Source organism: Ensifer sp. GW101-20A05, from assembly GCF_059424735.1.
Genome location: NZ_JBWKZT010000025.1, coordinates 22,166 through 45,111 on the forward strand (window position 1 = coordinate 22,166; position 22,946 = coordinate 45,111).

The 22,946-nt window shown below is 61.5% G+C and carries 19 protein-coding genes; 2 read left to right on the forward strand and 17 right to left on the reverse strand.

The genetic code is table 11. The annotated features are described in order from the left end of the window. Positions 1–46: 46 nt before the first annotated feature. Positions 47–820, reverse strand: a complete 774-nt coding sequence (locus tag AC070A_RS32615) for an enoyl-CoA hydratase/isomerase family protein (RefSeq protein ID WP_057251385.1) — start codon at positions 818–820, stop codon at positions 47–49. Next, the gene (locus AC070A_RS32620) at positions 817–2,388 is read right to left on the reverse strand and encodes an acyl CoA:acetate/3-ketoacid CoA transferase (RefSeq protein ID WP_057251384.1); all 1,572 of its coding nucleotides are present in this window, start codon (positions 2,386–2,388) and stop codon (positions 817–819) included. Before AC070A_RS32620 ends, AC070A_RS32615 begins: the two co-directional genes overlap by 4 nt. A 134-nt stretch (positions 2,389–2,522) precedes the next feature. Here AC070A_RS32620 and AC070A_RS32625 point away from each other — a divergent pair, with 134 nt between their 5' ends. Next, complete coding sequence (locus tag AC070A_RS32625; protein ID WP_057251383.1) at positions 2,523–3,341, forward strand: aldo/keto reductase; 819 nt, start codon at positions 2,523–2,525, stop codon at positions 3,339–3,341. Between the two features lie 52 nt (positions 3,342–3,393). Here the strand turns inward: AC070A_RS32625 and AC070A_RS32630 are convergent, their stop codons facing one another. The 7 genes from AC070A_RS32630 to AC070A_RS32660 form a co-directional block, all read right to left on the reverse strand. Continuing rightward, positions 3,394–4,989: a GMC family oxidoreductase gene (locus tag AC070A_RS32630; RefSeq protein ID WP_057251397.1), complete on the reverse strand. Its 1,596-nt coding sequence runs from the start codon at positions 4,987–4,989 to the stop codon at positions 3,394–3,396. Then, positions 4,989–6,485, reverse strand: coding sequence for an aldehyde dehydrogenase family protein (locus AC070A_RS32635; RefSeq protein ID WP_057251382.1), 1,497 nt, complete (start codon positions 6,483–6,485; stop codon positions 4,989–4,991). Before AC070A_RS32635 ends, AC070A_RS32630 begins: the two co-directional genes overlap by 1 nt. A gap of 22 nt (positions 6,486–6,507) precedes the next feature. Beyond that, positions 6,508–7,542: a zinc-dependent alcohol dehydrogenase gene (locus AC070A_RS32640; RefSeq protein ID WP_057251381.1), complete on the reverse strand. Its 1,035-nt coding sequence runs from the start codon at positions 7,540–7,542 to the stop codon at positions 6,508–6,510. Positions 7,543–7,551: 9 nt separating this feature from the next. Continuing rightward, positions 7,552–8,493 (reverse strand): ABC transporter permease, encoded by a 942-nt coding sequence (locus AC070A_RS32645; RefSeq protein WP_057251380.1) that lies wholly within the window; start codon positions 8,491–8,493, stop codon positions 7,552–7,554. Between the two features lie 7 nt (positions 8,494–8,500). Beyond that, on the reverse strand, positions 8,501–10,006 hold the full coding sequence (locus AC070A_RS32650; protein WP_113479799.1) for a sugar ABC transporter ATP-binding protein: 1,506 nt from the start codon (positions 10,004–10,006) through the stop codon (positions 8,501–8,503). Between the two features lie 8 nt (positions 10,007–10,014). Further along, a complete protein-coding gene (locus AC070A_RS32655) occupies positions 10,015–10,980 on the reverse strand; it encodes an ABC transporter permease (RefSeq protein WP_113479805.1) in 966 nt (321 codons plus the stop codon). A gap of 76 nt (positions 10,981–11,056) precedes the next feature. Further along, positions 11,057–12,166 (reverse strand): sugar ABC transporter substrate-binding protein, encoded by a 1,110-nt coding sequence (locus AC070A_RS32660; protein WP_057251378.1) that lies wholly within the window; start codon positions 12,164–12,166, stop codon positions 11,057–11,059. A gap of 273 nt (positions 12,167–12,439) precedes the next feature. Here AC070A_RS32660 and AC070A_RS32665 point away from each other — a divergent pair, with 273 nt between their 5' ends. Beyond that, positions 12,440–13,099 carry a TetR/AcrR family transcriptional regulator gene (locus AC070A_RS32665; RefSeq protein ID WP_057251377.1) on the forward strand — a complete coding sequence of 220 codons (660 nt, stop codon included), beginning with the start codon at positions 12,440–12,442 and terminating at the stop codon, positions 13,097–13,099. 63 nt (positions 13,100–13,162) lie between these two features. On the opposite strand, the gene AC070A_RS32670 is transcribed toward AC070A_RS32665, so the two are convergent. From AC070A_RS32670 to AC070A_RS32705, 8 genes are all read right to left on the reverse strand, one after another. Beyond that, on the reverse strand, positions 13,163–14,149 hold the full coding sequence (locus AC070A_RS32670; RefSeq protein ID WP_113479800.1) for a zinc-binding dehydrogenase: 987 nt from the start codon (positions 14,147–14,149) through the stop codon (positions 13,163–13,165). 91 nt (positions 14,150–14,240) lie between these two features. Continuing rightward, on the reverse strand, positions 14,241–14,744 hold the full coding sequence (locus AC070A_RS32675) for a VOC family protein (protein ID WP_492383676.1): 504 nt from the start codon (positions 14,742–14,744) through the stop codon (positions 14,241–14,243). 255 nt (positions 14,745–14,999) lie between these two features. Continuing rightward, on the reverse strand, positions 15,000–16,073 hold the full coding sequence (locus AC070A_RS32680) for a lipocalin-like domain-containing protein (RefSeq protein ID WP_057251374.1): 1,074 nt from the start codon (positions 16,071–16,073) through the stop codon (positions 15,000–15,002). After that, positions 16,063–18,474, reverse strand: a complete 2,412-nt coding sequence (locus AC070A_RS32685; RefSeq protein ID WP_113479802.1) for an ABC transporter permease — start codon at positions 18,472–18,474, stop codon at positions 16,063–16,065. Before AC070A_RS32685 ends, AC070A_RS32680 begins: the two co-directional genes overlap by 11 nt. Next, positions 18,471–19,124 carry an ABC transporter ATP-binding protein gene (locus AC070A_RS32690; protein WP_112996722.1) on the reverse strand — a complete coding sequence of 218 codons (654 nt, stop codon included), beginning with the start codon at positions 19,122–19,124 and terminating at the stop codon, positions 18,471–18,473. Before AC070A_RS32690 ends, AC070A_RS32685 begins: the two co-directional genes overlap by 4 nt. Positions 19,125–19,220: 96 nt before the next feature. Further along, the gene (locus AC070A_RS32695) at positions 19,221–19,508 is read right to left on the reverse strand and encodes a hypothetical protein (RefSeq protein WP_057251372.1); all 288 of its coding nucleotides are present in this window, start codon (positions 19,506–19,508) and stop codon (positions 19,221–19,223) included. 200 nt (positions 19,509–19,708) lie between these two features. Next, on the reverse strand, positions 19,709–22,153 hold the full coding sequence (locus AC070A_RS32700) for a class I SAM-dependent methyltransferase (protein ID WP_112996712.1): 2,445 nt from the start codon (positions 22,151–22,153) through the stop codon (positions 19,709–19,711). After that, entirely contained in the window at positions 22,150–22,791 is a 642-nt protein-coding gene (locus AC070A_RS32705) for a protein-L-isoaspartate(D-aspartate) O-methyltransferase (protein WP_492383657.1), read from the reverse strand. The genes AC070A_RS32700 and AC070A_RS32705 overlap by 4 nt, the downstream gene beginning before the upstream one ends. Between the last annotated feature and the right edge of the window lie 155 nt (positions 22,792–22,946).

Genomic DNA, 22,946 nt, shown 5'->3' on the forward strand with positions numbered 1-22,946 from the left:
CACCGCCATGAAGGGCCGGGTTGCCGGGCTGGCGAACGGCACAGGTCTATCTGTCAAACTGGGGCGAACGCTTCTGGCGATAGGCCGCCAGGCCCTCCGTCAAGTCGCTCGAAGCCGCTGCCACAGCACCCGCAAGCGCTTCGACCACGCGTTCACTTTCCTCACCTTCCGCAGCATTGATCAACATCTTGGTGAGTTCCGTCGCACGGGGTGAACGTTGCAGCACGCGCGCGGCGGCGGCATCAGCCGCAGCAAGCCCCTCGCCCCTTGTCACGACCTTGTCGACGAGCCCAAGCGCCAGTGCCTCCTCGGCGCCGTAGACTTCGCCGAAGAGCGCCATGCGTCGCACCAGCTGCGCACCGAACCGCCGGGAAGAGCGCTGCGTGCCTGACCAACCGGGGATGATACCGAGGCCCGGCTCCGGTTGGCCGATCTTCACATGGGCCTCCGCGATGCGCAGATCGGCGCAGGCTGCGAGCTCCAGTCCACCGCCGAGCGCGTGGCCGTTCAGCACGGCGATCAGCGGCACGGAAAGGCGCGCCAATGCATCGAAGGCGTCGTGGCCGTCACGCAGCCAACGGCGAGAGAACACATCTGGGTCGAGACTGCTCCACGCGTCGATGTCGCCACCGGCGCAGAAGGATCTCTCGCCTTCGCCAGAGAGGATGGCAACGCGTGCATCCGAACGTTCGATGGTGCGACACGCCTGCATAAGCGCTTCCACCATGTCGGCGTCGATCGCGTTCAGCTTTTCCAGGCGACGGAGCGTCAGCCGCGCGACGCGGTCATGAACGACGAGTTCAATCCGCGGATCGCTCACAGCACGAGGCCCATGGCTTCGGGGCGAAACAACGCGCTGTCCATCCTCTTGAGCGCATTGGAAACGCGAAGGGGCGTAGCGGCTTGGTCAAGGACATCCCGTTGAAGGTCGAGACCCGGGGCGACCTCGGTGACAATCAGCCCTTCGCTGTCGAGGCGGATGACACAACGTTCCGTAACGTAGCTGATCTCCTGCCCTTGGGCCCGAGCGCGCTTGCCGGAGAAACTCACCTGGTCCACCTTCGGCACGAACTTGGCGATACGGCCTTCCTTGTCGATGACCAAACGGCCATCCTCGACACGCATCTTCGCACCGGCATTGAAGTTGCCGGAGAAAACGATCTTCTTCGCACGAGACGTGATGTCGACGAAGCCGCCGGCACCGGCCGTGCGGTGCGGGGTGGCCGCAAGACGGCTGACGTTGACCGAACCATCGGCATCGATTTCGAGGAAGGACAAGAGCGAGCAGTCGAAGCCACCCGCCTGGAAATAACAGAACTGGTGCGGCGAGGCGACGAAGGCCTCGGCGTTGGAAGCACAGCCGAACTTGAAGTCGAGCAATGGAACACCCCCAACGGCCCCCTGTTCGATCACCCAGGTGACCTTGCCGTGATTTCCTTCCTCGATCAGGATGCGCGGCACGTTCGCCGAAATGCCGAAGCCGATGTTAACCGCCCAGCCATCCTGAAGCTCCTGCGCCACCCGGCGAGCGATGACCTTGCCGACGTCAAGCGTCGGCATACGGAAGGTTTCAAGGGGTCGGAAAAGCTCGCCCGAAATAGCCGGATCATAAGGCGTCGCAGTCGTTTGCAACTGATCCGGCGCCTCGACGATGATGTCTACGAGAATGCCGGGAACCCGCACGTCGTGGGGACGCAACGTCCCGCTTGCCGCTACTCGTTTGACCTGCGCGATCACCAGGCCGCCGGAATTGCGGGCGGCGAGCGCCATTTCCATCGCCCCGAGCGTCGCGCCCTCCTGTTCAAAGGTCAGGTTGCCCTTCTCGTCGGCGGTCGTTGCCCGGATGATCGCCACATCGGGGCGGATGGCCGGGAAATGCAGCCAGTCCTCGCCCTCAAATGACACGCGCTTGACGATGGGCTCGGCGCGCGCCCGGGCGTTCATGGCACAGCCGTCCTGCTCAGGATCCACGAAGGTCTCCATGCCGACTTTCGTCAACACGCCTGGACGCTTGGCAGCCCCTTCGCGCAGCATGTCGAAGACGATGCCGGAGGGCACGTTAAAGGCGGCGAGTTCCTCCTTCAGGATCATCTGCCAGATGAGCGGCGGCTCGGCATTGCTCGGCCCCGAGGGATAGGAACCGCCGATGATCTTCACCAGCATCCCAGGCTTGGCGATGTGATCGACGCCGCGGGTGCCGAAGAAGTCGCCAGCGGCGATCGGATGAATGGAGGTAAGCCCGCGCGGATGGCCCTCGCTATCGAAGCGTTCGCCGAGCGCCTTCAACACGGCATCGGGGCAGCACAGACCCGAGGAAGAGTTCACGGCGACGACCGAGCCATCCTTGATGAGCCGGACCGCCTCCTGCGCGCTCTTCACCTTCTTCATCGCCTGACCCTCCGTTTTTCATTGCCTGAAGTAACTAACTAGTTATATGTTAATTACGGACAAGACAAGCCGGTAAGCGCGATTTTCGGGCCGCCGGCAAATGACGCCGGCTCATCACCAAACAAGGGGGAGGCATGAACATCTACTTCCAGAAGACCTTTCAGCGCGGCTTCGGCACCTATCCGCTGAAGGGGAGCGAACTTCGAAGCGCAATCGACGCCGCAATCGACGTCGGCTATCGGGCATTCGACACGGCGCAGATGTATGCCAACGAGGCCGACACAGGCGAGGCGCTGGCCGAATGTGGTGTTCCCCGTCACGAGCTTTGTATCACCACCAAAGTGCATCCCGACAATTACACGGAAGAGAAGTTCGTCTCTTCGGTCGAGGCGAGCCTTGAAGCGCTCAAGATCGATTGCGTCGACATTCTTCTGTTGCACTGGCCGCCGGCGAACGGAGAGATCGCGCCCTCCCTTCGTTTGCTTCGATCCGCGTTCGCGAAAGGGCTGGCGACGTCGATCGGCGTGTCAAATTACACGGCGGCCATGATGCGAGAGGCGCGGTCCATCGTCGATGTTCCGCTTGTGACCAACCAGGTGGAATTCCACCCGCTTCTCAACCAGGAAAAATTGCTCGCGGCTGCCGCGGAAACAGGCATCCCGATCTCTTCCTACGCATCGATTGCACGTGGCGAGATCTTCAAGCACCGCCTTTTCGCCGACATCGGCGAGACCTACGGCAAGTCCGCGGCACAGGTGGCGCTACGCTGGATTCTCCAGAAAGGCGTGCCGCTCAACACCATGTCCACGAAACCGGAAAACATCCGCGCGAACTTCGAGATCATGGATTTCACCCTCTCGTCGATCGACATGAGCAGGATCGACGCGACGACGGCCACCGGCTACCGCATCATCAAGCCAGGGCAACTGCCCTGGGTTCCGGAATGGGACTGACGTAAGAAGGGCGGCTCCAGAGCCGCCCTTTCTCGTTGTCGATCAACGACTATCAGGCATTGCCGCGGATCATGTCCGCGGCTTTTTCGCCGATCATGATCGTCGCCGCATTGGTGTTGGAGCCCACCAGGCTCGGCATGGTGGAACTGTCGCAGATGCGAATGCCATCGAGGCTATGCACGCGCAACTGCGGATCGACCACCGACATCTCGTCGCGCCCCATCTTGCAGGTGCAGGTCGGATGATAGGACGTGCGGCCGTATTGGCGGGCATAGGCGACGTAATCCGCTTCCGTACGGACATCGCGGCTCGGGAAGTGCGTCACCTTGATGTATTTCTGAAGCGACGGCTGGGCGAAAATCTCCTGGCTGATCTTCACCCCTTCAACCGAGACCTTCACGTCTTCGGAGTGGGCAAGGAAGTTCGGATCGATGATCGGAAGATCACGCGGATCCGCCGAACGCAGGGTCACAGTCCCACGAGACTTGGGACGCAGCGTGTAGGAGTTGAGCGTGATGCCTGAAGAACCCTTGGGCACGCTGGGCACACCGGCTTCCGCGCCTGCACCTGCAAGGAAATGGAACTGCAGATCCGGATAGGGGCTACTCTTGTCACCGTACCAGAATGCCCCGCCCTCCACCACGTTGGAGGTGATGGGACCGGACTTGAACAGGGTATATTGAAGGCCCGCCCAGATCGACCAATGCAGCTTGTTGTACTTGTCGAGACTGTCGTGGTCCTTCAGCTCCGCAACGATGTCGACACCGAAATGATCCTGCAGGTTCTCGCCAACGCCGGCCAGGTCCTGGATGATGTCGATACCATGTCTGCGAAGCGTTTCGGCCGGGCCGACACCTGAAAGCATCATCAGCTTCGGCGTGCCGATTGCGCCCGAAGTCAGCAGAACCTCACTATCCGCCCGTGCAGTCACCCGCTTGCCATCGACCTGATAGTCGACGCCGACGGCACGTCGTCCTTCGAAGACGACGCGAAGCACGAGCGCTCCGGTGATGACCGTGAGGTTCTTGCGCTTTAGAGCCGGTCGCAGGTAGCCGACCGCCGCAGAGCAGCGGCGATTGTCCCGCGTCGTGGTCTGGTAGACGCCGGAACCTTCCTGAACCGGGCCATTGAAATCCGGGTTGTAGGGTATGCCGCGTTCCTGGCAGCTTTGCACGAAGGCACGCGTCATGCGCTGCGGGTCGGGAATGTTCGATACCCCGAGCGGACCATCCGTTCCGTGCCATTTACCCGAGAGGATCGAATTGCCCTCGGAACGCAGGAAATACTTCTGGATGTCCTTGAAGCCCCATCCTTCGGCACCCTCTTCGACCCAACGGTCGTAATCACCTGGATGCCCGCGCGTAAATACCTCGGCATTGATCGACGAGCCGCCACCAAGCACTTTTGCCTGAGCGTAGAGGATTTCGCGGTTGTTGGCGTGCTTCTGGGGCGCCGTCTTCAGCCCCCAGGTCAACGGGCCGGCGGTCATCTTGGCAAAGCCGACGGGCATGTGGATCAGCGGGTGGCTGTCGCGCCCGCCCGCCTCGATGAGGCAGACGCGCGCCGACGGATTTTCGGAAAGCCGCGCCGCCAGTACGCAACCGGCGGAGCCACCGCCGACGATCACATAGTCATAGCCTTTCGACATCATGCGATCCAATGCGAACGCTTGCCGATCTCGACGTGAACGGACTTCACCTGCGTGTATTCCTCCACCCCGTACATGCCGGCCTCGCGGCCCCAGCCGGACTGCTTGAAACCGCCGAGCGGCATTTCGGGGCCCCCCGCCATGATCGTGTTGACCCAGAATCGGCCTGCACGCACCTTCCGCGTCACTGTCAGCGCCTTGTCGATGTTCTTTGTCCACACGCTCGCCGCAAGACCGTAGACCGTATCGTTTGCGAGCTGAATGGCCTCCTCCACCGTATCGAAATGCATTGAGCACAGAACCGGACCGAAAATCTCGTCTCGCGCGATCGCCATGTCGCGGGAAACGCCGGAAAAGAGTGTCGGCGCGATATATTGGCCACGGCCAAGGTCGATCGGCTCGCCGCCGGTGAGGAGCTTGGCGCCCGCAGCCTTGCCCTTGGCGATATAGTCTAGGATCGTGGCATTCTGGGCGTCGGTGGTGATGGCGCCGACCTGGGTGCCATCATCAAGTGGGTCGCCGACGCGAATCTTTGCCATCTTCTCGACCAGCAGTTTCTCGAACTGTGCAGCGACCGAACGCTCGACGATCAGGCGCGACGACGAGACGCAGCACTGCCCGGTATTGAAGCTGATGCCGAAGGCAGCGCCGTCAGCCGCGTCCTCGAGATCGGAATCGGCAAAGACGATGATGGGGTTCTTGCCACCGAGTTCGAGGCCAAGCTTCTTGAAGTTGCTGTCGGCAGCTGCGTGGACGCAGGAGCGGCCCACAGCCGTCGATCCCGTGAAGGAGAGCATGTCGACATCGGGATGTTCGGCAAGCGCCTGACCGATCGAGCGGCCCGAACCGGTGACGACATTGTAGACGCCGGCAGGCAGGCCGGCTTCAGCCAGTACCTCGGCCAAAAGCAGCGTGGTCACAGAGGTGACTTCGGATGGCTTCACCACCATCGTGCAACCGGAAGCCAGGATGAAAGGCACACGCTCGCACAGGATCAGGAACGGGAAATTCCACGGCGTGATCAGGCCGATGACACCGATCGGCTCGCGCAGGACCATGCCGAACAGATCGTCACCGAGCGAATTGAAGCTGTCGCCGTGCAGAAGGCGCGCAGCACCGGCGCCGACCTCGAAGCAGGCTATGCAATGGTCAATCTCACCGCGTGCCTGCGAGATCGGCTTACCGTTTTCGAGCGTCTCCCAGTAAGCGATCTCGTCCCTGCGACGTCGCAGGATTTCGGCGACGCGCAAGAGCACGCCGGCGCGCGCGGCACCGGAAAGACCGGACCAGCGGCGGTCTTCGAAAGCGTGGCGCGCCGCGGCGACGGCGGCGTTTAGATCATCGACCGTGCAACGAACGGTGCGGGTCACCGGCGTGCCATGGCCCGGCGACGTGCGCTCGAAGTGGTCGGTTCCTTCCTTCCACTGCCCGTCGACGAAGAAGCCGAAGCTGCGCGCTGCGGTCGGGGGAGCAAGAAATGTGTTCGTCTGGTCCATCTGGTACCTCCACTTCGATAGTTTACGCCGCGATGGCGATCTGGGTCTTCAGGTGTTGCGGCCGCTCGGCGATCGTTTCGAAGGCCTCCTGGATGGCCTCCAGCGGATAACTTGCCTTTGTGAAATCCTGCGTTCGGAACCGGCCATGCGACAGAAGCGTGAGCGCGTCGTGCATGTCCTCACCCATGCCGGCAACAGAGCCTTTGAGGCTGCCTTCTTCCAACACGGTCCGCAGACTGTCGAGGGCAACGGTCTCTCCGGGTGGCGTGATGCCGAAAAAGGCGACATGGCCGCCGCGGCGCATGAGATCGAACGCCTGTTCGTAGAGCTTTCGACTGCCCACACTTTCGATTACCAGATCCGCCCCGCGTCCGCCGGTCATCTTGTGAACCACTGCCTTCAGTTCGGCGGGATCCGAGACGGCCGCATCGGCCCCAGCCTCGGCCGCCATCCGGCAACGTTCTGGCGAAAGATCAGCAACAATGATGGGCGCTGCGCCAACGAGCCGCATCATCTGCACGTGCAGGTTTCCAATCGGTCCTGCACCGAAGATGAGCACCGACTGGCCGAATGTTGCTTGCGCCTTGCGCGCCGCGCGAACGACACAGGCGACCGGCTCCGTGAGCGCAAGCACAGCATCGGCGATGTCAGCCTCAACCGGGATCGCCAGTCTTGCAGGTACGGCGACATATTCGGCAAAGGCGCCATCCCGGCCGATACCCACCTGCGTGACCTCGGCGCAGTTGAGAACCTCGTTGCGACGGCACCAAAAGCAGCTGCCGCAACCGATGTTGATATCGACCACCACCCGCGTTCCGACCGTAAGATGGCGAACGTTAGCACCACGCTCGGCAATCGTGCCGCAGAACTCGTGGCCGGGAACCAGCGGAAGCCGATCGGCTGCGTAGTGGCCGTTGAAGATGTGAATATCGGTGCCGCATATGCCGGTGCGTGCCACCCGGACGAGCACATCGTCCGGCCCGATGATCGGCATGGCGACCTCTCGGACCTCGAAACGTCTCGGGGCGGTCAGAACGGCGGCGCGCATGGTCGTCATGACTGCCCCCTACTTCACGGTGCGCAGTTTGGCGCGGTCGATCGTCAGTGCAATAGCGACGATCAATACGATGCCGAAGACGATCTGCTGGCGGGTCGCGTCGATCTCGAAATAGAGCATCGAAGCACGAATGACCGCAACGATGAGGGTGCCGACGACGGTGTTCATCACGCCGCCGACACCGCCCGTCAAAGGCGTACCGCCGACCAGCACGGCAACGATTGCCGGCAGCAGGAACCCATTGGCGATCGTTGGCGCGCCGCCGGAGAGCTTTACGGCGAAGAGTAGGCCGGCGATCGAAGCAAGCGCACCGGAGATGGCGAAGGCGAGAATCTTGTAGCGCGCGACGTCGAGACCGGACGCGGCGGCGGCAAGTTCGCCAGCACCGACCGCCTTCAGAACGCGGCCGAGCGTCGTGCGCCGCTCGATGAAGAGGCAGAGAGCCACAAGCCCAGCGGCAATCAGGAGCTCATTGGGAACGCCCCAGGTATGACCGATCATCCAGCCGAAGGTTTCGTTGCGCTGGACGGCATCCATGTTGAGTGCGCGCTGACCGGAAAGCCATTGCGCGACCGAGAAGGCAACGCCTCCCACGGCAAGCGTGGAGATGAACGACGGCACGTAAAGCCGTGTCGTCACGAATCCGGACAGCATGCCAAGCAGAAATCCTGCAGCAATACAAAGCACGGCAACCCAGGCACCGAGCGAGGCGAGGTAGATGGAGGCGATTACGGTCACCATGTTCGCCATCGACTGGGCCGACAGATCGATGCCACCGATATAGATGGCGAAGGTGAGCCCGAGCGCCATGATGAAAAGCGGCACGATATCGCCGGCGATCCCAAGCAGGTTTGTTGGTCGAAGGAAACCGGGATCCGTGATGCCGACGATTGCGACGAGCACCAGGAGCGTTATCCAGGGAAGGTGCGGTTTGAGGCGCTGAATATCCATTGGTCCCTCAGATCATGTAATGCAGAAGGTCATAGGGCGTGGGCTTGGAACCCGGCTCGCAGGCAAACTGCTTCTGAATGCGCCCGTCCTTGACGACGATGATGGTGTGCGAGAGGCCAATCGCCTCTTCCAGCGTATCGGCGACCAGCACGATACCGACGCCGGCCGCATTCATGGCGCGGATCATGTCGTAGACATCCTCCTTGGCGCCAATGTCCAGGCCGCGCGTCGGATGGTCGAGAAGCATGATGTCGGAGCCGGCCGATCGCCACTTGGCCAGAACCACCTTCTGCTGGTTGCCACCTGAAAGATTGCCGCAATCCGCTAATTCGGAATGCGCCTTGATCGACAGTTTCTTGATCCATTCGCGGGCAAGCGCCCGCTCCTCCCCGACGCGCAGCACGCCACCCTTCGAGCGGCTCTTCATCTGCGAAAGGGTCATGTTTTCGTAGACGTTCATCCCGGCGACGATGCCCTCGATCTTGCGCTCGCGGGGAACATAGCCGACGCCGCGGGCGACCGACTGTCGCGGAGAAAGATCGGTCGCGTCCTCGCCCTTGATGCTGAGACGACCCGTGGTCGGCGTCAGCATGCCGTAGATCGTCCTGAGGATTGCCTCGCGACCGGAACCTTCCGTTCCGACCAGGCAGAGCACTTCGCCGGCGTGCAGCTTAAGCGAGATATCCTGGATGCGGCCGGGAAGGCCGACACCGTCCAACTCGACGAGCACCTTCGAAACGTCGAACGGCTTTTGCAGATGCTCACGGTAATATTGCTTGTCGACATTGCGGCCGACCATCTTGTGCTGGATGGCCTCGGCTGGGGCGGCGCCACGATCAACGACATCCACGACCTCGCCGTCTTTCATCACGTAGATCCGGTCGGATAGCTCCATCACCTCGTCCATGCGGTGCGAAACGAAGATGAAGGAAGCTCGCGCCACCAGTTCCCGCACGAGCTTGAAAAGCAGCTCCACCTCTTCCTTCGACAGGACCGAAGTCGGCTCGTCGAGCAGGATGACGAGGTCACCTTCCACCCGCTCCTCCAGCGTCAGCACCTTGGCAAGTTCGACGAGTTGGCGTTGCGCAAAAGAAAGCTTCGACGTCACCATTGCTGGGTCGATATCGAGTTTCACCTTGGCAAGCTGCGCCTTCGCCGCTTTCGCCATGGCCTTCCAGTCGACGACACCGAAGCGGGTGAACTGCCGCTCGTAGCCGAGAAAGATGTTTTCCATGACAGTCAGGTTCGGGATCAGGGACTGTTCCTGGAACACCATCCCGATCCCCTTCTCCATCGCCTGGCGCGGATTGGCGAAGCGAACGGGCGTTCCATTGATCAGCACACGCCCGCCATCCGGCTGGTAGGCACCGTAGATGACCTTCATCAAGGTGGATTTGCCGGCGCCGTTTTCCCCCACAAGCCCGACGATTTCGCCGCGCTTGATGTGGAAATCGATCGCCTTCAGCGCATGTACGCCCGGGAATTTCTTGTCGACGGCCTTGAGCTCGTACATGGCGTGCCTCACTTGACGAAGGAAAGCATCTTGCGATCGGTCGAAAGCACGACGGCAAGAATGACGAGCAGGCCGAGCATGCCGTCCTGAATGAAGTCGGGCAGCCCAATGACGACCATCCCGTTGTCGATGACGTTAACGATGAGCACCCCGACGAGTGCATTCCAGACACCGCCGATGCCGCCCCAGAGGGCCACACCACCGACGACGACCGACGTGATCGAGACGAACATGAAATTCGCGCCGGTCACCGATTCCGCCTGACCGATACGGGCCACCACGAGGATCGCGGCAATCGCATAAAAGATGCCGGCAAGCGCGAAGCCCGTGACCCGGACACGGGTGACATTGAGACCGGATGCGTGAGCGAGATCCTCGCCGCCGCCGACGGCATAGAAGTTACGGCCCAACGTCGTATGGGTCTGAATGAACCAGGCGACGAGGAGGAAGAAGGCGGCGATATAGACCATCAGCGGGAAGCCGAGCCAGCGCACGGTCAAAAGCCCGCGGAACGTTGCATCGCTTACCTTCACGATGTCGCCACCAGTCAAAAGGATCGCAGCGCCCGTGCCGACGAAGCCCATGGCAAGGCTTGCCATGAAAGACGGTATCTTGAGCTTCACATGGACCAGTCCGTTGAGCAGTCCAATGAAGCCGCCGAGAAGGAGTACCAGCGGAATGGCGATCCAACCGGAAGGGGCGAGCGAGCCGCCGAGGTAGGCAAAGATGAATGCAAAGGCCACGGCCGTCAGGGAGACCGTTCCTTCCATGGAAAGGTCGATCGATCCCATGACGATGATGAAGGTAACGCCGACGGCGACCATGAGCGCCGGGGCCGCCGCAATCGCGATGCGGGCGAAATTCCGCTGGGAAAAGAATGTAGGGTTGAGCGCGGTGAAAAAGATCACGAGCGCAATCAGCACCAGGAGCGGCGCCCATTTAATCAAGGTTTCGCGCGATAGGCGACGTGTCACGTCAGACACCCCTCTTTTTGAAGGTCACAAGGGGAGGAAGCGGCAGCCTCCAGGCTGCCGCCTTACCGGTCGAAGGTCAGTACTGGATCTGCCCGTTCGACGGGCCCCAGAAATCCTTCCAGTCGTAGGTCGGGACTGAGTCGAGGTATTTGGCCTTGAACTCGGCAGCGTCCTTGGCGGTGACCAGGATCGTCGGACCGTAGAACTCGCGGTGTTCCTTGGGCTCCTCGGACGGCTTGAAGCTGCCAATTGCCGCATGATAGGCGAGTGCTGCACTGATGCCGCCACCCCAGTGTGGGTTGGTGAAAACGGTCGCCAACAGTTTTCCGTCCAGCACCATCTGCACTGCTTCCGGATTGCCGTCGTAGGAAACGATCGGCATGTCCTCGATGCCTTCGGCGCGCAACGCCTCGATGACGCCATAGGCGATGTTGTCGTTGGCGCAGTGGACGCCCTTGATCTTGTCGCCGTAGCGGGTCAGGAACGATGCCATGAGGGCTGCACCCTTCTGCGTATCCCAGTCGGCCGGCTGCGCATCGAGCAATTCAATGTTCGGGAAATCCTTGAGCGCATTCTTGAGGCCGTTCAGGCGTTCGACCGCAGGGTTGTTGGCGGCGATGCCGCCGAGATGAACCACGCCGCCTTCGCCGCCCATGGCTTCAAATAGAATGCGCGCCGTCTGCTCGGCCGGCTTTTCGTCCGACCAGGTCATGTGGGAGACGTAGTTGTCGCCGAAATCCCAGGGATGCAGGTCGTCGGTCTTGTTCCAGATCGTCGAAATATAGGCGCCGGCGGCCTGAGCCGCCTCGACGACGGGTCTTGCATTGGGGCTGTCGTTGGCATCGCAGGCGATCGCGCAATTGCCGTTGTTCTTGGCGAGAAACGCCTTGATGTCTGAGAGCGATTTCTCGGTCGACCCCTCGTTGATCAGACTGACGAGCGCGCTTTTCGGCTTGCCGAGGGATTCTACGAAGGCCTCACCGCCCGAGACGACCGAATTCCAATAGGCAGACGCCCTGTCGCGATAGCTCCACGCAATCGCCGGATCCGTGAGCGCAGCCTGTGCCGTGCCACGGCCGAACGCCATCGGCACTGCCATGGCGCCGACGCCGGCGGCGGCGGCAAACAAGAAGTTGCGACGGCTTACCGTCTCGCGTTCGATAAAATCCTTAATAAAGGTCGACATGCCAATCCTCCCATATCCTCGGTGAGCGTTCCCCGTCCCACACGGGTTGAAAATGCAGGCTCGCAGGTGGCGGCGAACGCTTGTCGCCCTGGCCTCCTCCGGCCTCGTCAATCCCACTTAACGCACTAACTAGTTACTTCTTTACAAAACCCCGAGTCAAGTGCTTTTAATAGGTGCAGGCGCCGACCGATCCGACGAACCGCTTTGACGGATCAGCTTTCCGGCGTGTATGACTTCAAGCGCAGCAGGCGCGAGGGCGATGGAGGAAGGGCTTTGAGCATCACGAACGAAGACACGGAGAAACCAGCCCGAAAGCCACGCACCAGAGACGCCGAGGCAACGAAGGCTCGCATTCTGGAAGCGGCAAAAAAAGAGTTTTCGAAGAATGGCTTAGGTGGCGCACGGGTCGACGTGATCGCCGAGAAGGCCAATGCCAACAAGCGGATGATTTACCACTATTTCGAGAGCAAGGAGCGCCTGTTCCAGACCGTTCTTGAAGATGCCTATATCGACATCCGCACGGCAGAACAAAAACTCAAGCTCGACGACCTGGAGCCGAAGGCAGCGCTTGCCAAGCTCGTCCAGTTCACCTGGGAATACTACTTGAAGAACCCGGAGTTCATTACGCTGGTCAACAGCGAGAACCTTCACCGCGCCAAGCACCTGAAGAAATCCGAGGTCATCAAGGTCGCCAGTCGCAAGTTCGTCAATATGGTCGGCGACATTCTCGAGCGGGGCGCCTCTAAAGGTGTGTTTCGACCCGGCATCGACCCGGTACAGTTGAACATAACCATAGCGGCAATCGGCTACTACTACCTGACCAACCGCTTCACCGGATCGATCATTTTCGAACGCGACCTCATGGCCAAGGAAGCGATCGACGAGCGACTGCAGTTCAACGTCGATACCATCATGCGTCTGGTGTGTGCCTAGCGCATCGCGCTAGGCATCAGTATCGACGACTGTAGGGCGATGCGTCAGCCCCTCGCGAACGACTTACGTCCAATCGATAACGATAAAGGGCTCTTCGATTTCCCGTCGCGAGATCTCCGAATAGAGCGACGCGGGATCGTCTGGCCTCACATGGCGTATCAAGCCTTCACTGTCGATCAATCCCTCGGACAGCCAGTCGAGCGCACGCGAAAAACCGCCGAAGATGCTGTGCGGCGCATTGTTGTATCCTTCGAGCAGTTCCTCCCAAACGAAGTCGCGACCATGCAGTGGAACTTCCCATTCCCAGCCGGAACGCAACGTCACCAGGTTGAAGAAGACCGCCTGCATGAGTTCATGTGCCGAAATCTCCGTTGCCCGCTTCCAGGGAACACCGACCATGACGACCTCGCCGAGTTTGTGAACGACACGGCAGGCGTCGATGATCGCGCCCTCGTGGCCTGAGCAATCAACGACGAGGGAGACATTTCCGACCAGTTCCGATGCGCCACCGACCGACGCCCGGCAATCCGCGATTCCGCTTCGCATGATCTGGGTGCGCCTTATCGGATCCGGATCGACCACGGTGACCCGATATCCACCGATCCTGAAGAGATGCGCAGCGAGGAAGCCAACCGGACCGGCCCCCGAAATCACGACACGGTCCCCGGGGCGGGCCTTCGTCGTCATCAGGCTCGTCATCGATACGCCCATCAAGCGGGCAAGCACCGCGCGATCCGGAGACAATCCATCCGGCAACGCCAGGGTATACTGCACATTATGGGTCTGCGTGCTGCGGTGCTGCCCCATCGCGAAACGCCGGTCGCCGACGCTGACGCCGACGACACCCTGTGCGACCTCGGTCACCTCAAACACGGCCGCATAACCGGGCCGGATGGGGAAGACGTCGCCATTGGCCCAGCCAAGCTCCGTGCCCTGACTGATCAAGGTGCAGAGCGTTCGTCCACGGATCTGTCCGGGCTCAACTGGACCGTCTTCGTAGTCGCCAAACTCAAAGGTCTGCTTTGAGCTTATCAGGATTTCTTGAGGCACGGCTCTCCTTTCCGGCCCCTTGGGCCAGTCGTTGCGTGTATTTGCTTTGAGATGACCACGGGACCAGATGCCGCGATCTACGAGTGGGAATTCAGCTGCCGCTGACGGGCGACCACTGCCGTGGACCGCCGGCGCTTTCGTATCCCAGTGGCCCGGGCATGCTGACGATCTCCAGGAATTGTCCCCAGGGAGCCTTCAGATAAAGCCACGTGAGTCCGGCCATCGCACCGCTCTCGACAAGGGTGGGACCTTCCAGCACCTCAACGCCGGCGGCGCGCAACCGCTCTGCTGTGCGCTCGCAATCATCGACCTCGAAGGCCATGTGAAATCCGCCGGGCTGGCTGTTGCGTTTCAGCGGCTCCGGATCGCCTGTCTCTCCGGAATACTGGAATATCTCGAGGTTCGTGCCGTTCCCGATTCTCAGAACCTTGATGTTTTCTATCCGTCTGCCCTCAGGAACACCCAGGCGTCGAAGCATGAACTCATCGTCAGCCTCCACTCTGCCGGTTTCGAGACATGTTACCGCACCGAAGATTGTCTCGAAAAAGCCGACCGCCTCGTCAAGGTCAGTCACGGTGAAACCCACATGCTGCATCCCGTATATCTTCACTCGAACCTCCCAACTCGCGATGAATACCGATCATCAATTATGTAACTAGTTAGTTATTATCGAGTCAAGAAGATGGCGGACCGGACGTTGGCGAAACCCGGCCCGTGACGGGGACGTACCACTCCGGGCGGTCTCAAAACTCTCCGCCAGCACGGCACGATCGCAAAGCGTGGTCACGCAACCATCAGGCAGGTGCGATAGAAGCTGCCCCCATCACCTTCCCGCTACCCTTGGTTTGGGCTAGTACCCGGTCATCTCCAGGTAACCCCTGCCACTGACACTGCCCTCGAAGGCGATCGGGCCTTCCCAGTACGGGATGGACGTTGACATCCACGCATGGTCGTTCAGAGGCTGGGTCGTGACGTCAAAGCCGCGACTGGGAATCTGGACGTTCCAGGAAACAGGAATTTGACGCCCTGCGACTTTGGCGGTTCGCACGGGAACGATCTTGAGAGCTGTCGCGGGTAAAGGGTCCGGTCGCCCGTCGGCAGTGATCCAGGTGGCGGAGGTATATCCCTCCCCTTCATCTCTGAGGCGGAAGCCCATGAGCTTCTCCCCTGTATCGAGATGCAGCGAGAACCAATCCCAACCGGTCTGGTCCTCCGCGAGCGGCTGTGACGACCACTCGCGGTCAAGCCAAGCCTTCCCCGTCACCTCTACATTCCCGCTCGGTAGCGAAAGCGAGCCGACCACCGCATAGAACGGTTGCGAATAGTAGTAGCTGGCCTGTCCCTTCGCTGATTTCACCGAATAGCCGTTAATGCCCTGCGGCACCAGCGGGCCGGTAGCCGATAGGCGGAGTTCATAGCCGAATTCCTCGGCCGTCGCAGTCAGGCTGAGATCGGCCAGTTGATCCGCTCCCGGGGCGGCATGTCCCTCCATCTGCCAGTCATCGATCCAGGCCGAGAACGGCGCCGCGACAACACCAGCCTGCCCCACTCCCCCGCGTGAAATACGTTCTGCGACGAAGTGGTCTTCTGAAGTGGTGACGGCTGCGTGACCCATCCAGAGCTGTGGGCTCGACCACGCGTTGGTCTCACCCGGAGCAAGCGCTGAGCGGAAAAGGGTCCACTGCGCCCCGTATTGAGTTCCGTCGGGGGCTTCAAGATTGGCCGTTAGATACCACCACTCTATCCGGAAGTCCGGATGTGGGCCGTGGTCGGCGGGGAAACGGAACAGCAGGCCAGGCTGCGGCACCGAAAACCCTTCGACCGTCGAGCCAAGGCCACCAAAACCCTCGGAGGCCGCTTGGCTCCCGGACAAGCTGGCCATGGTCGTCACCGCAAAAGCGATCGCAATCGATCTAACGCTCATTGGCGAATACCTTCAGAAGTTCCGATGGCGTGACTCGCGCCAGCCGGCGAAGCGGGATGAATACGGAAACGACAGCAGCGCCGAGCGCGACTAGACCGAGGCAAAGCCACTCGTAAGGAAAGATATACATGGGCAGACGCCAGCCGAAGGCTTCGACGTTCACCACCGCGAGAAGCACCCACGCCAACGCCAGGCCGAGGGGCAAAGCGGCAATAAATGTCGCCAGCCAGAGCACGAGCGTCCTTAGAACCTCAAGAAGAGCGAGATCACGTCTCGTGACCCCCAAGGCCCACACGGGCGCAAGCTGCGGGAGGCGCATTTCCGACAGCGTGAGGAGGCTTGAGAACATCGCCAGTGCTGCAACCCCGAGCGTGAATATGTTCAACGCGCCAGTAACCAGGAATGTGCGATCGAAGATCCGCCGTGACTGTTCCTTCAATGCCGCTTGATCGACGACGTTACCCGGTGGTAGTCCGAATTCGTCCGTGAGCCTCGATCGTAGGTCCGCAACCTGATCAGGCTGGATCCGCAGACCGTAGCGCAGGCGCGAGACCTGCGGGTAACGAGAGGTCAGAGCGTTTATTCCGGCGATGACCTGGCCCTTTGGGTTTCCGTAATCCGAATAGACCCCGACAACCGCCGGCTTCCAGTCACCCGGCAGATCCAGCTGATCGCCGATGCGGAGCCGGTCCCGCCTCCAGAACTGTTCGTTGACCAGCACCCCTTGACCGGACGCCACCTGATCCCAAACGTCCGGCATGCCAACGATCAGGGGCCAGTGCATCCTGTAGGTCGGATCGTCAGCGACACCGAAGATCTGCATCGGCTGCCCCCGGATCTCGGCGTCTACGCTCAAGATCGGCAACACCGATTCCACCTTCGTTGCGAGCCATGTCCTGAGCCTGTCTGCCTCGCCCTCGTTCCGGGCAGCGACGTAAAGCTCGGCGGCGAGACGCTGGTCGAGCCAGCCGACGAACGTGAGACGGAAGCTCGAGACCATGGTTCCGACGCCGACGTTTGCCGCCAGCGCAAGAAGCAATGCCATGAGCGCAAGGGAAAGTCCGGGGAGTTGCTGCCGCGCGTCGGCCCAGAACCACGTGACGAGCGCGCGCGAAGACGCCCGCTGCATCACGGTAAAGAATCCAGAAAGTACGGTGGGAAGAAGTAGCGACGCCCCGAGCAGAAGACAGCCAAGAACGCCAAAGCCGGCCTCGAGTCCTTCAGCCCACAGAAGAAGAGCTCCCGAGAGCGCTAGCAAAGCCGCTGCCGCTAGCCCCTGAAACCGCCGCCCCGCTTGCCACGATCGTCCCCAGGTCTGGGGTTGGGCCGCCGCGAGCAAAGGCACCCTCGTCAAGCGCAACAGGCTCTGTACAGACGAAACCAATGTTCCGGCCACCGCGATGGCAAAACCAGAAACCCACCACTCCGGACGCAGGGAAAGCGTGCCAGGCACGCTGGCTCCGTAGAGTCCTTCGAGGGTTGCGGCCACTCCGGGCAGCAGCAGCGACGCGACCAGATATCCGATCGCGACGCCGACCGCCCCGGCGGCGATGGCGAAAAGGACAAGTTCGGCGAGTAGCAGAACCGCAAGCGCACTCAACGAAACTCCAAGGCAGCGAAGCGTTCTGAAGGTCGGCCGCCGTTGCTCGAAGGCGAGACCGATCGTCGCGTACACGATGAACAGCCCCACCGCGAAGGCGAGAAAACCGAAGGCGGTCAAATTGAGATGGAAGCTCTCGGTCAGATGCTCGACGTCGGTTTCTGCATTCGGCTCGCGAACTGAGAGCGTTGGAACAAGCTTTTCAAGCGGCTCCAGACCGGAACGTTGGTTTTCGGCAATCACAATCCGACTGAGTTCGCCCTCTCTTCTTAACAGCTTCTGGGCCAAGCCGATATCGATGAAGGCGGCGCCGTCCAGCATCCGATCCGAAACACGCAGTGCGAGGTCCGTCTGTCCTCGCATTTTTTCCGCTGTTCTGGGAGAGACAAACAGCATGCCCGGAGGCGTGATAAAGGAAAGCACGTCCCCGGCATTTCCCAGGTCGACGGTGTTAGTCTCGGCGGGCATCGTCAGTGGCTCGATGCCGATCACCCTTAATCGGGTCACACCAAACCTATATTCTCCCTCCAAAACTGGTGACACACTCCAGCCCGCCCGTCGGAGCCGCACGAAGGCGGACTGAGGAATTGCGCTGCCGTTTGGAGAAACCAGGTTCGCCAACCCGTTCTGGTCGAGCACAACCGCGGCGCGGGTATAGCTGGCGCGGGCTTCTGCGTTGATCGCCTGCACTCCCGACCACAGGGCGGTCGCCAGCGCCAGGCCGGACAAGAGGGCGCCGAGCTGCAGCGGTCGTCGTCGCCAGTGGGACAGAAGTGCCGTGGCTGCGGTCCACATCTTCATTCGATCTTCCCGGACCGCAAATGCACCTGCCGGTCGAGCCTGTCCGCCAGTCTTTGCGAGTGTGTCACCAGGAGCAGTGTCGATCCGGTTCCCTTCGACAGCGAAAGCATCAGTTCCAGGACAGCGTCTCCGTTGGCCTCGTCCAGGTTTCCTGTGGGTTCGTCCGCCAGGACTAAGCCGGGACGCGCGGCAAGGGTTCGTCCGATCGCCACCCGCTGCTGTTGTCCGATGGAAAGCTGCTCGGGATACCTGGTGAGCAATGTCCCGATTCCGAGGCGCGCCACGAGTTCATTTTCCCACGGAGGATCGTGGCGTCCCGCGAGCTTGGCGTGGAAAGCGATGTTCGCGGCCACGTCTAGTGACGGGACAAGATTGAACTGCTGAAATACGAGACCGACTTTTGTCCGTCTGTAGGCAGCGCGTTCCCGGTCGTTCAGCTTGGAAATGTCTCGCCCCCCGATCGTGATCTCGCCTGAGTCCGTTCGGTCGAGGCCGGCTACGAGATGCAGGAGCGTGCTCTTTCCGCTACCGGACTCCCCCATCAGGGCAACTCTGTCTCCCGCGCCGAGATCGAGATTGACCCCTCTCAGCACTTCAAGCCGCCCTTCGGCAGTCTCATAGGATTTCCTAAGATTGCGGAGAGCGATCACCGTAGCGGCCAAAATTAGGACGATGGAACATATTTAACTCTCCACAGCCGCTTGGAAAGGCCTGCAGTGAGAAGATGCGAATACTGACGTCGAACGTCACATGGCGACGCGGGAGCCCGGTGATTGCGAGCGTTGATATATCGTCAGCGCCCACTGCGTTCGGAGTACGTCCAGATACAAAATGTAAACGTCACCCTCGCTGCCCCTGACCTTGAGGTATCGGTAGTCGGCCCCATGCCACTGATCGAGGTTTTCGACCACTTCGACCTTCCGGCCGTTGAGGTAAAATCGGCGGATCTTTTCGACCCCACCTTCGTCCACAAAGGTTTCGACCTGAACTCGCATGACGCGCTCGCTGTTCTTCTCGGCCGAAAGGCGGCGCACCGCGCCTCCTGCCAGTCGGAGCAGGATTGTTCTTGGATAAATAGCTGAGGGTGGACGAGAAGAAAGGGGGCACGGCGCCCCTCGCCGCACGTATGGGACGCCGCACGGCTGCTTGGGACGCCCTCCCCCTGTTTGCACGGGTGCCGACATCAATTGCAGGATTGCCCGTTTCGCCTATCTCGCGAACAGTTCGATCTGGATTAACGTGTTGCGACGTGATCCCGCGACCCGGCGAGTAAGGCCGGCGCGGCAAGATAGAGGATCACGGCCATCGTCACGACGCCAGTGAACCCGATATGCATTGCAAGCAGTGCGGCGAGGATCGCGCTTAGCACCGACGCACAGCCATTGATCCCCCACGCCCAGGGAAGAAATTCCTCCGAGCGCGCGCCGACGTGGCCGAGGCCGAGGGGGAACGGCATACCCATGAAGACAGCGAGCGGTGCTATGAGGAGGAGCGCGATTGCGATCTTCGCGGCATCCGGGAGTGCCAGCAGCCGTTCGAATATCGAAGGCAGCGCGAGCAGGTAGGTCCCAGCCAGGAATGCGATTACCACGACAGCGAGGGTGATGCCGCGCACCGCGGATCCGCATCCGACCGCCGCCACCCAGCGTGCAGCCAAGGCGCTACCGAGACCTGCGAAGGCGAGGAAACCCGCAAGCACGACAGCGACGGCGTAGAGCGGATGGCCGAGGAACAGCACGAAGCGCTGGATGAAGGCGATCTCGATGAAGAGGAAGGCCAGGCCCAAGGCAAGGAAATAGAGCCCGAAGCGCAGCCGGGGTATGGCTCTCCCGAGTGCGCGCCGGCGAAGCCAGAGCGGCAGGAGGATCAAGACGGCACTGAGGATCACGGCCTGGACGAGCGTCGTCACCAGGATCAGGTAGCCCCAGTCGAGCATCGCTGCCCCACCTTGGGTGCGTAGCGTCAGGAGCTCGGGCAGCGCACGCCAGCGGAAAAAGTCGAAGAAATATGGTCGATTGTCCGTGGCCGGCGCAATATCGAACTTGTAGCGCTCCGTGAAGTCGGCTCGTTCAGGGCCAAGGAGAGCGAGGGCTCCCTCGTAGAGATATTCGCGGTCGAGTTGATTGTAGCGGTTCACGTCGCTCGCGGAGATGCCCGGCGCCCAGGAGATGTCGAAGAAATTCTCGTCCGCGAAGCCGCCGATGGCTGCGACGTCCTCACCAGTGAACGGCGACTTGGCGACGAGCAGGGTTGCGGTATTCCAGCTCCGGATCAGCGCCAGGTGCCGGCCAGGCTGGGCCACGCCGTCCGCTTCAAGCGCTTCGGTAGCCGTGGCGAACAGCTTAAGGATGTCGCGCGGCGGCACCCGCAGCCATCGCGTGATGGCGACGACGCCATCTGGTTTCAGTACCGCCAGGTAATCCCGCAGTGCCTCCACGGTGTAGGTGTAATTCTCGTGCATGCTTTGCACGCCGGCGGCGGCCGCGCTGAAGGAGTCAAGGAGCGGCATCTGGATCAGGTCGTAACGCTCGCCAGCGGTCGCAGCGAAGGCGCGCGCCTCGGCTAGATGCAGATGCACGTTCGGTCGGCTGAAGATGCCGCCGACGAAGTTCGCGAAGCGATTGCGAGCCAGGTCGATCATCTGCGGGTTGACCTCTACAGCGTCCACGAGATCGGCTCCAGAGCGCAGCGCCAGCAGCACCTGCTCGCCGCCACCAGCACCGAGGACCAACACTCGCGGCCGTGCAAGAATGCGGTACGGGAGCGCCGCCGTTGTCCGGTCGAGATAAGCGACCGTCGCCGGATCGCCGCTATAGGCAGTCATCGCTGTAACACTATCGCCATCGCTGAAGACGGCGAGTTGCGTGGGCGGCTCTTGGGTGTTGGCGAGGCTGAGGCCCGGCGCGTACCGGAATGGGACGCTTGGGCTCTCCACGACTGTCAGTAGTCCGAGCGGGCTTGATCGCTCCTCGACCACCCGCGCGTTGGGGACGTCGAGAGCCATGCTTAGGCCCTTGTATTGCGACATGTGCGGGCCGGTGGCCGTAAAGGACGGTGGCAGCCACACCGCGATGACCGCGGCTGCAAGCCCGAGGCTGCCCGCGGCGAGCCGCCGATGGCGAGCCATGCCCGTCGTGGCAAGGGCAGCCGCCGCAAATCCCAACGCCGCGACGAAGCGCAGTGCCGCAGCGGGAAAGACCAGGAACAGGAGTCCGACGATGCCCAGTGCACCGACCCCAGCGCCGACCAGGTCGAAGGCATAGACGCGTCCGATCTGGCCGGGATGGCGGCTGAAGGCAAGGCCGATACAGGTGGCACCAAAAAAGAACGGCAGGACCAGGAGAGCATAGCTAGCCGCGAGCCAACCAAGCTGGCCCGGATTCCAGACGACCTCGAGCGCGTTGAACGGCAGGCGTTCGGCACCGGCGAAGCTGGCAACCGCAGTGATGCCGAACAGCGCTGCCGACGCTGTGAAGGCGGCCGGGTACCGTTTCACCAGAGGGCGGCGGGCCAATGCAACGAACGTACCGCTCGCGCCGAAGCCCAGGAGTGCTATGCTTATGATCATATAGGCAAATTGATGCCACTGAATGATCGAAAAGAGCCGCATCAGCAGCACTTCGTGAGCAAGGGTTGCCGCCGATATGAGACCAACCGGCAGCAGGCGCCCCGCTCTCATTGGGCTCTACCTCCCCTCAGCGGCACAAAGGCCACCGGCAGCAGCTGCCGGGTCGTGATGCTTCCGTCCCGTCGCTTCTCGACCAGCATGAGAAACTGGGTCGCGAAGGGGCCTCCAACGGGGACGACCATCCGGCCGCCCTTGGCGAGTTGCTCGACCAGCGGTGGCGGGATGTGACTTGCAGCGGCAGTCACCACGATACCGTCGAAAGGCGCGAGCGCAGGCCAACCATAGTAGCCGTCGCCCACCCTCACCTCGACATTGTCGAAGCGGAGCTCCGCCAATCGGGCGGCCGCCCTTTCGCCCAGCTCCGGTATGATCTCAATCGAGTAAACCTTCGCTGCGAGCGGCGACAAGACGGCTGCTTGATAACCCGAGCCAGTGCCGATCTCAAGGACAGCGTCGCCAGGCCCAACGTTGATCAGGTCCGTCATCAGCGCGACGATGAAGGGTTGCGAGATGGTCTGTCCGTATCCGATCGGCAGTGGCCGATCTTGATAGGCCGCGCCACGTTGCTCCTCGGGCACAAAAAGGTGGCGCGGCACCCTTCCCATCGCCTCCAGCACAGCCGGATCGACGCCCTGGCCCTCGACCGCTGACGGCGCCGAACGGGCGTGCAATTTGATCGTCTCGATCATCGCCGCACGCTCGCCGAGTCGATCCTGAGCGGGCGCGGATGTCGAAACCACGGCGGCCGCACTTGCGAGAACCACCGCCATTAACGCTTGGCACTGGGCTAGAGGACGCATGAACTCTCTCCCGGTTATATCGCCGGAGTATAGTGTTGGCAGCG

What these genes read in the sequence shown, in the direction of transcription:
- AC070A_RS32620 (WP_057251384.1), bottom strand. Translation starts at nt 2,388, where the DNA reads ATGAAGAAGGTGAAGAGCGCGCAGGAGGCGGTCCGGCTCATCAAGGAT.
- AC070A_RS32680 (WP_057251374.1), bottom strand. Translation starts at nt 16,073, where the DNA reads ATGAGCGTTAGATCGATTGCGATCGCTTTTGCGGTGACGACCATGGCC.
- AC070A_RS32640 (WP_057251381.1), bottom strand. Translation starts at nt 7,542, where the DNA reads ATGACGACCATGCGCGCCGCCGTTCTGACCGCCCCGAGACGTTTCGAG.
- AC070A_RS32645 (WP_057251380.1), bottom strand. Translation starts at nt 8,493, where the DNA reads ATGGATATTCAGCGCCTCAAACCGCACCTTCCCTGGATAACGCTCCTG.
- AC070A_RS32635 (WP_057251382.1), bottom strand. Translation starts at nt 6,485, where the DNA reads ATGGACCAGACGAACACATTTCTTGCTCCCCCGACCGCAGCGCGCAGC.
- AC070A_RS32650 (WP_113479799.1), bottom strand. Translation starts at nt 10,006, where the DNA reads ATGTACGAGCTCAAGGCCGTCGACAAGAAATTCCCGGGCGTACATGCG.
- AC070A_RS32700 (WP_112996712.1), bottom strand. Translation starts at nt 22,153, where the DNA reads ATGAGAGCGGGGCGCCTGCTGCCGGTTGGTCTCATATCGGCGGCAACC.
- AC070A_RS32625 (WP_057251383.1), top strand. Translation starts at nt 2,523, where the DNA reads ATGAACATCTACTTCCAGAAGACCTTTCAGCGCGGCTTCGGCACCTAT.
- AC070A_RS32630 (WP_057251397.1), bottom strand. Translation starts at nt 4,989, where the DNA reads ATGTCGAAAGGCTATGACTATGTGATCGTCGGCGGTGGCTCCGCCGGT.
- AC070A_RS32675 (WP_492383676.1), bottom strand. Translation starts at nt 14,744, where the DNA reads ATGCAGCATGTGGGTTTCACCGTGACTGACCTTGACGAGGCGGTCGGC.
- AC070A_RS32660 (WP_057251378.1), bottom strand. Translation starts at nt 12,166, where the DNA reads ATGTCGACCTTTATTAAGGATTTTATCGAACGCGAGACGGTAAGCCGT.
- AC070A_RS32685 (WP_113479802.1), bottom strand. Translation starts at nt 18,474, where the DNA reads ATGAAGATGTGGACCGCAGCCACGGCACTTCTGTCCCACTGGCGACGA.
- AC070A_RS32705 (WP_492383657.1), bottom strand. Translation starts at nt 22,791, where the DNA reads ATGATCGAGACGATCAAATTGCACGCCCGTTCGGCGCCGTCAGCGGTC.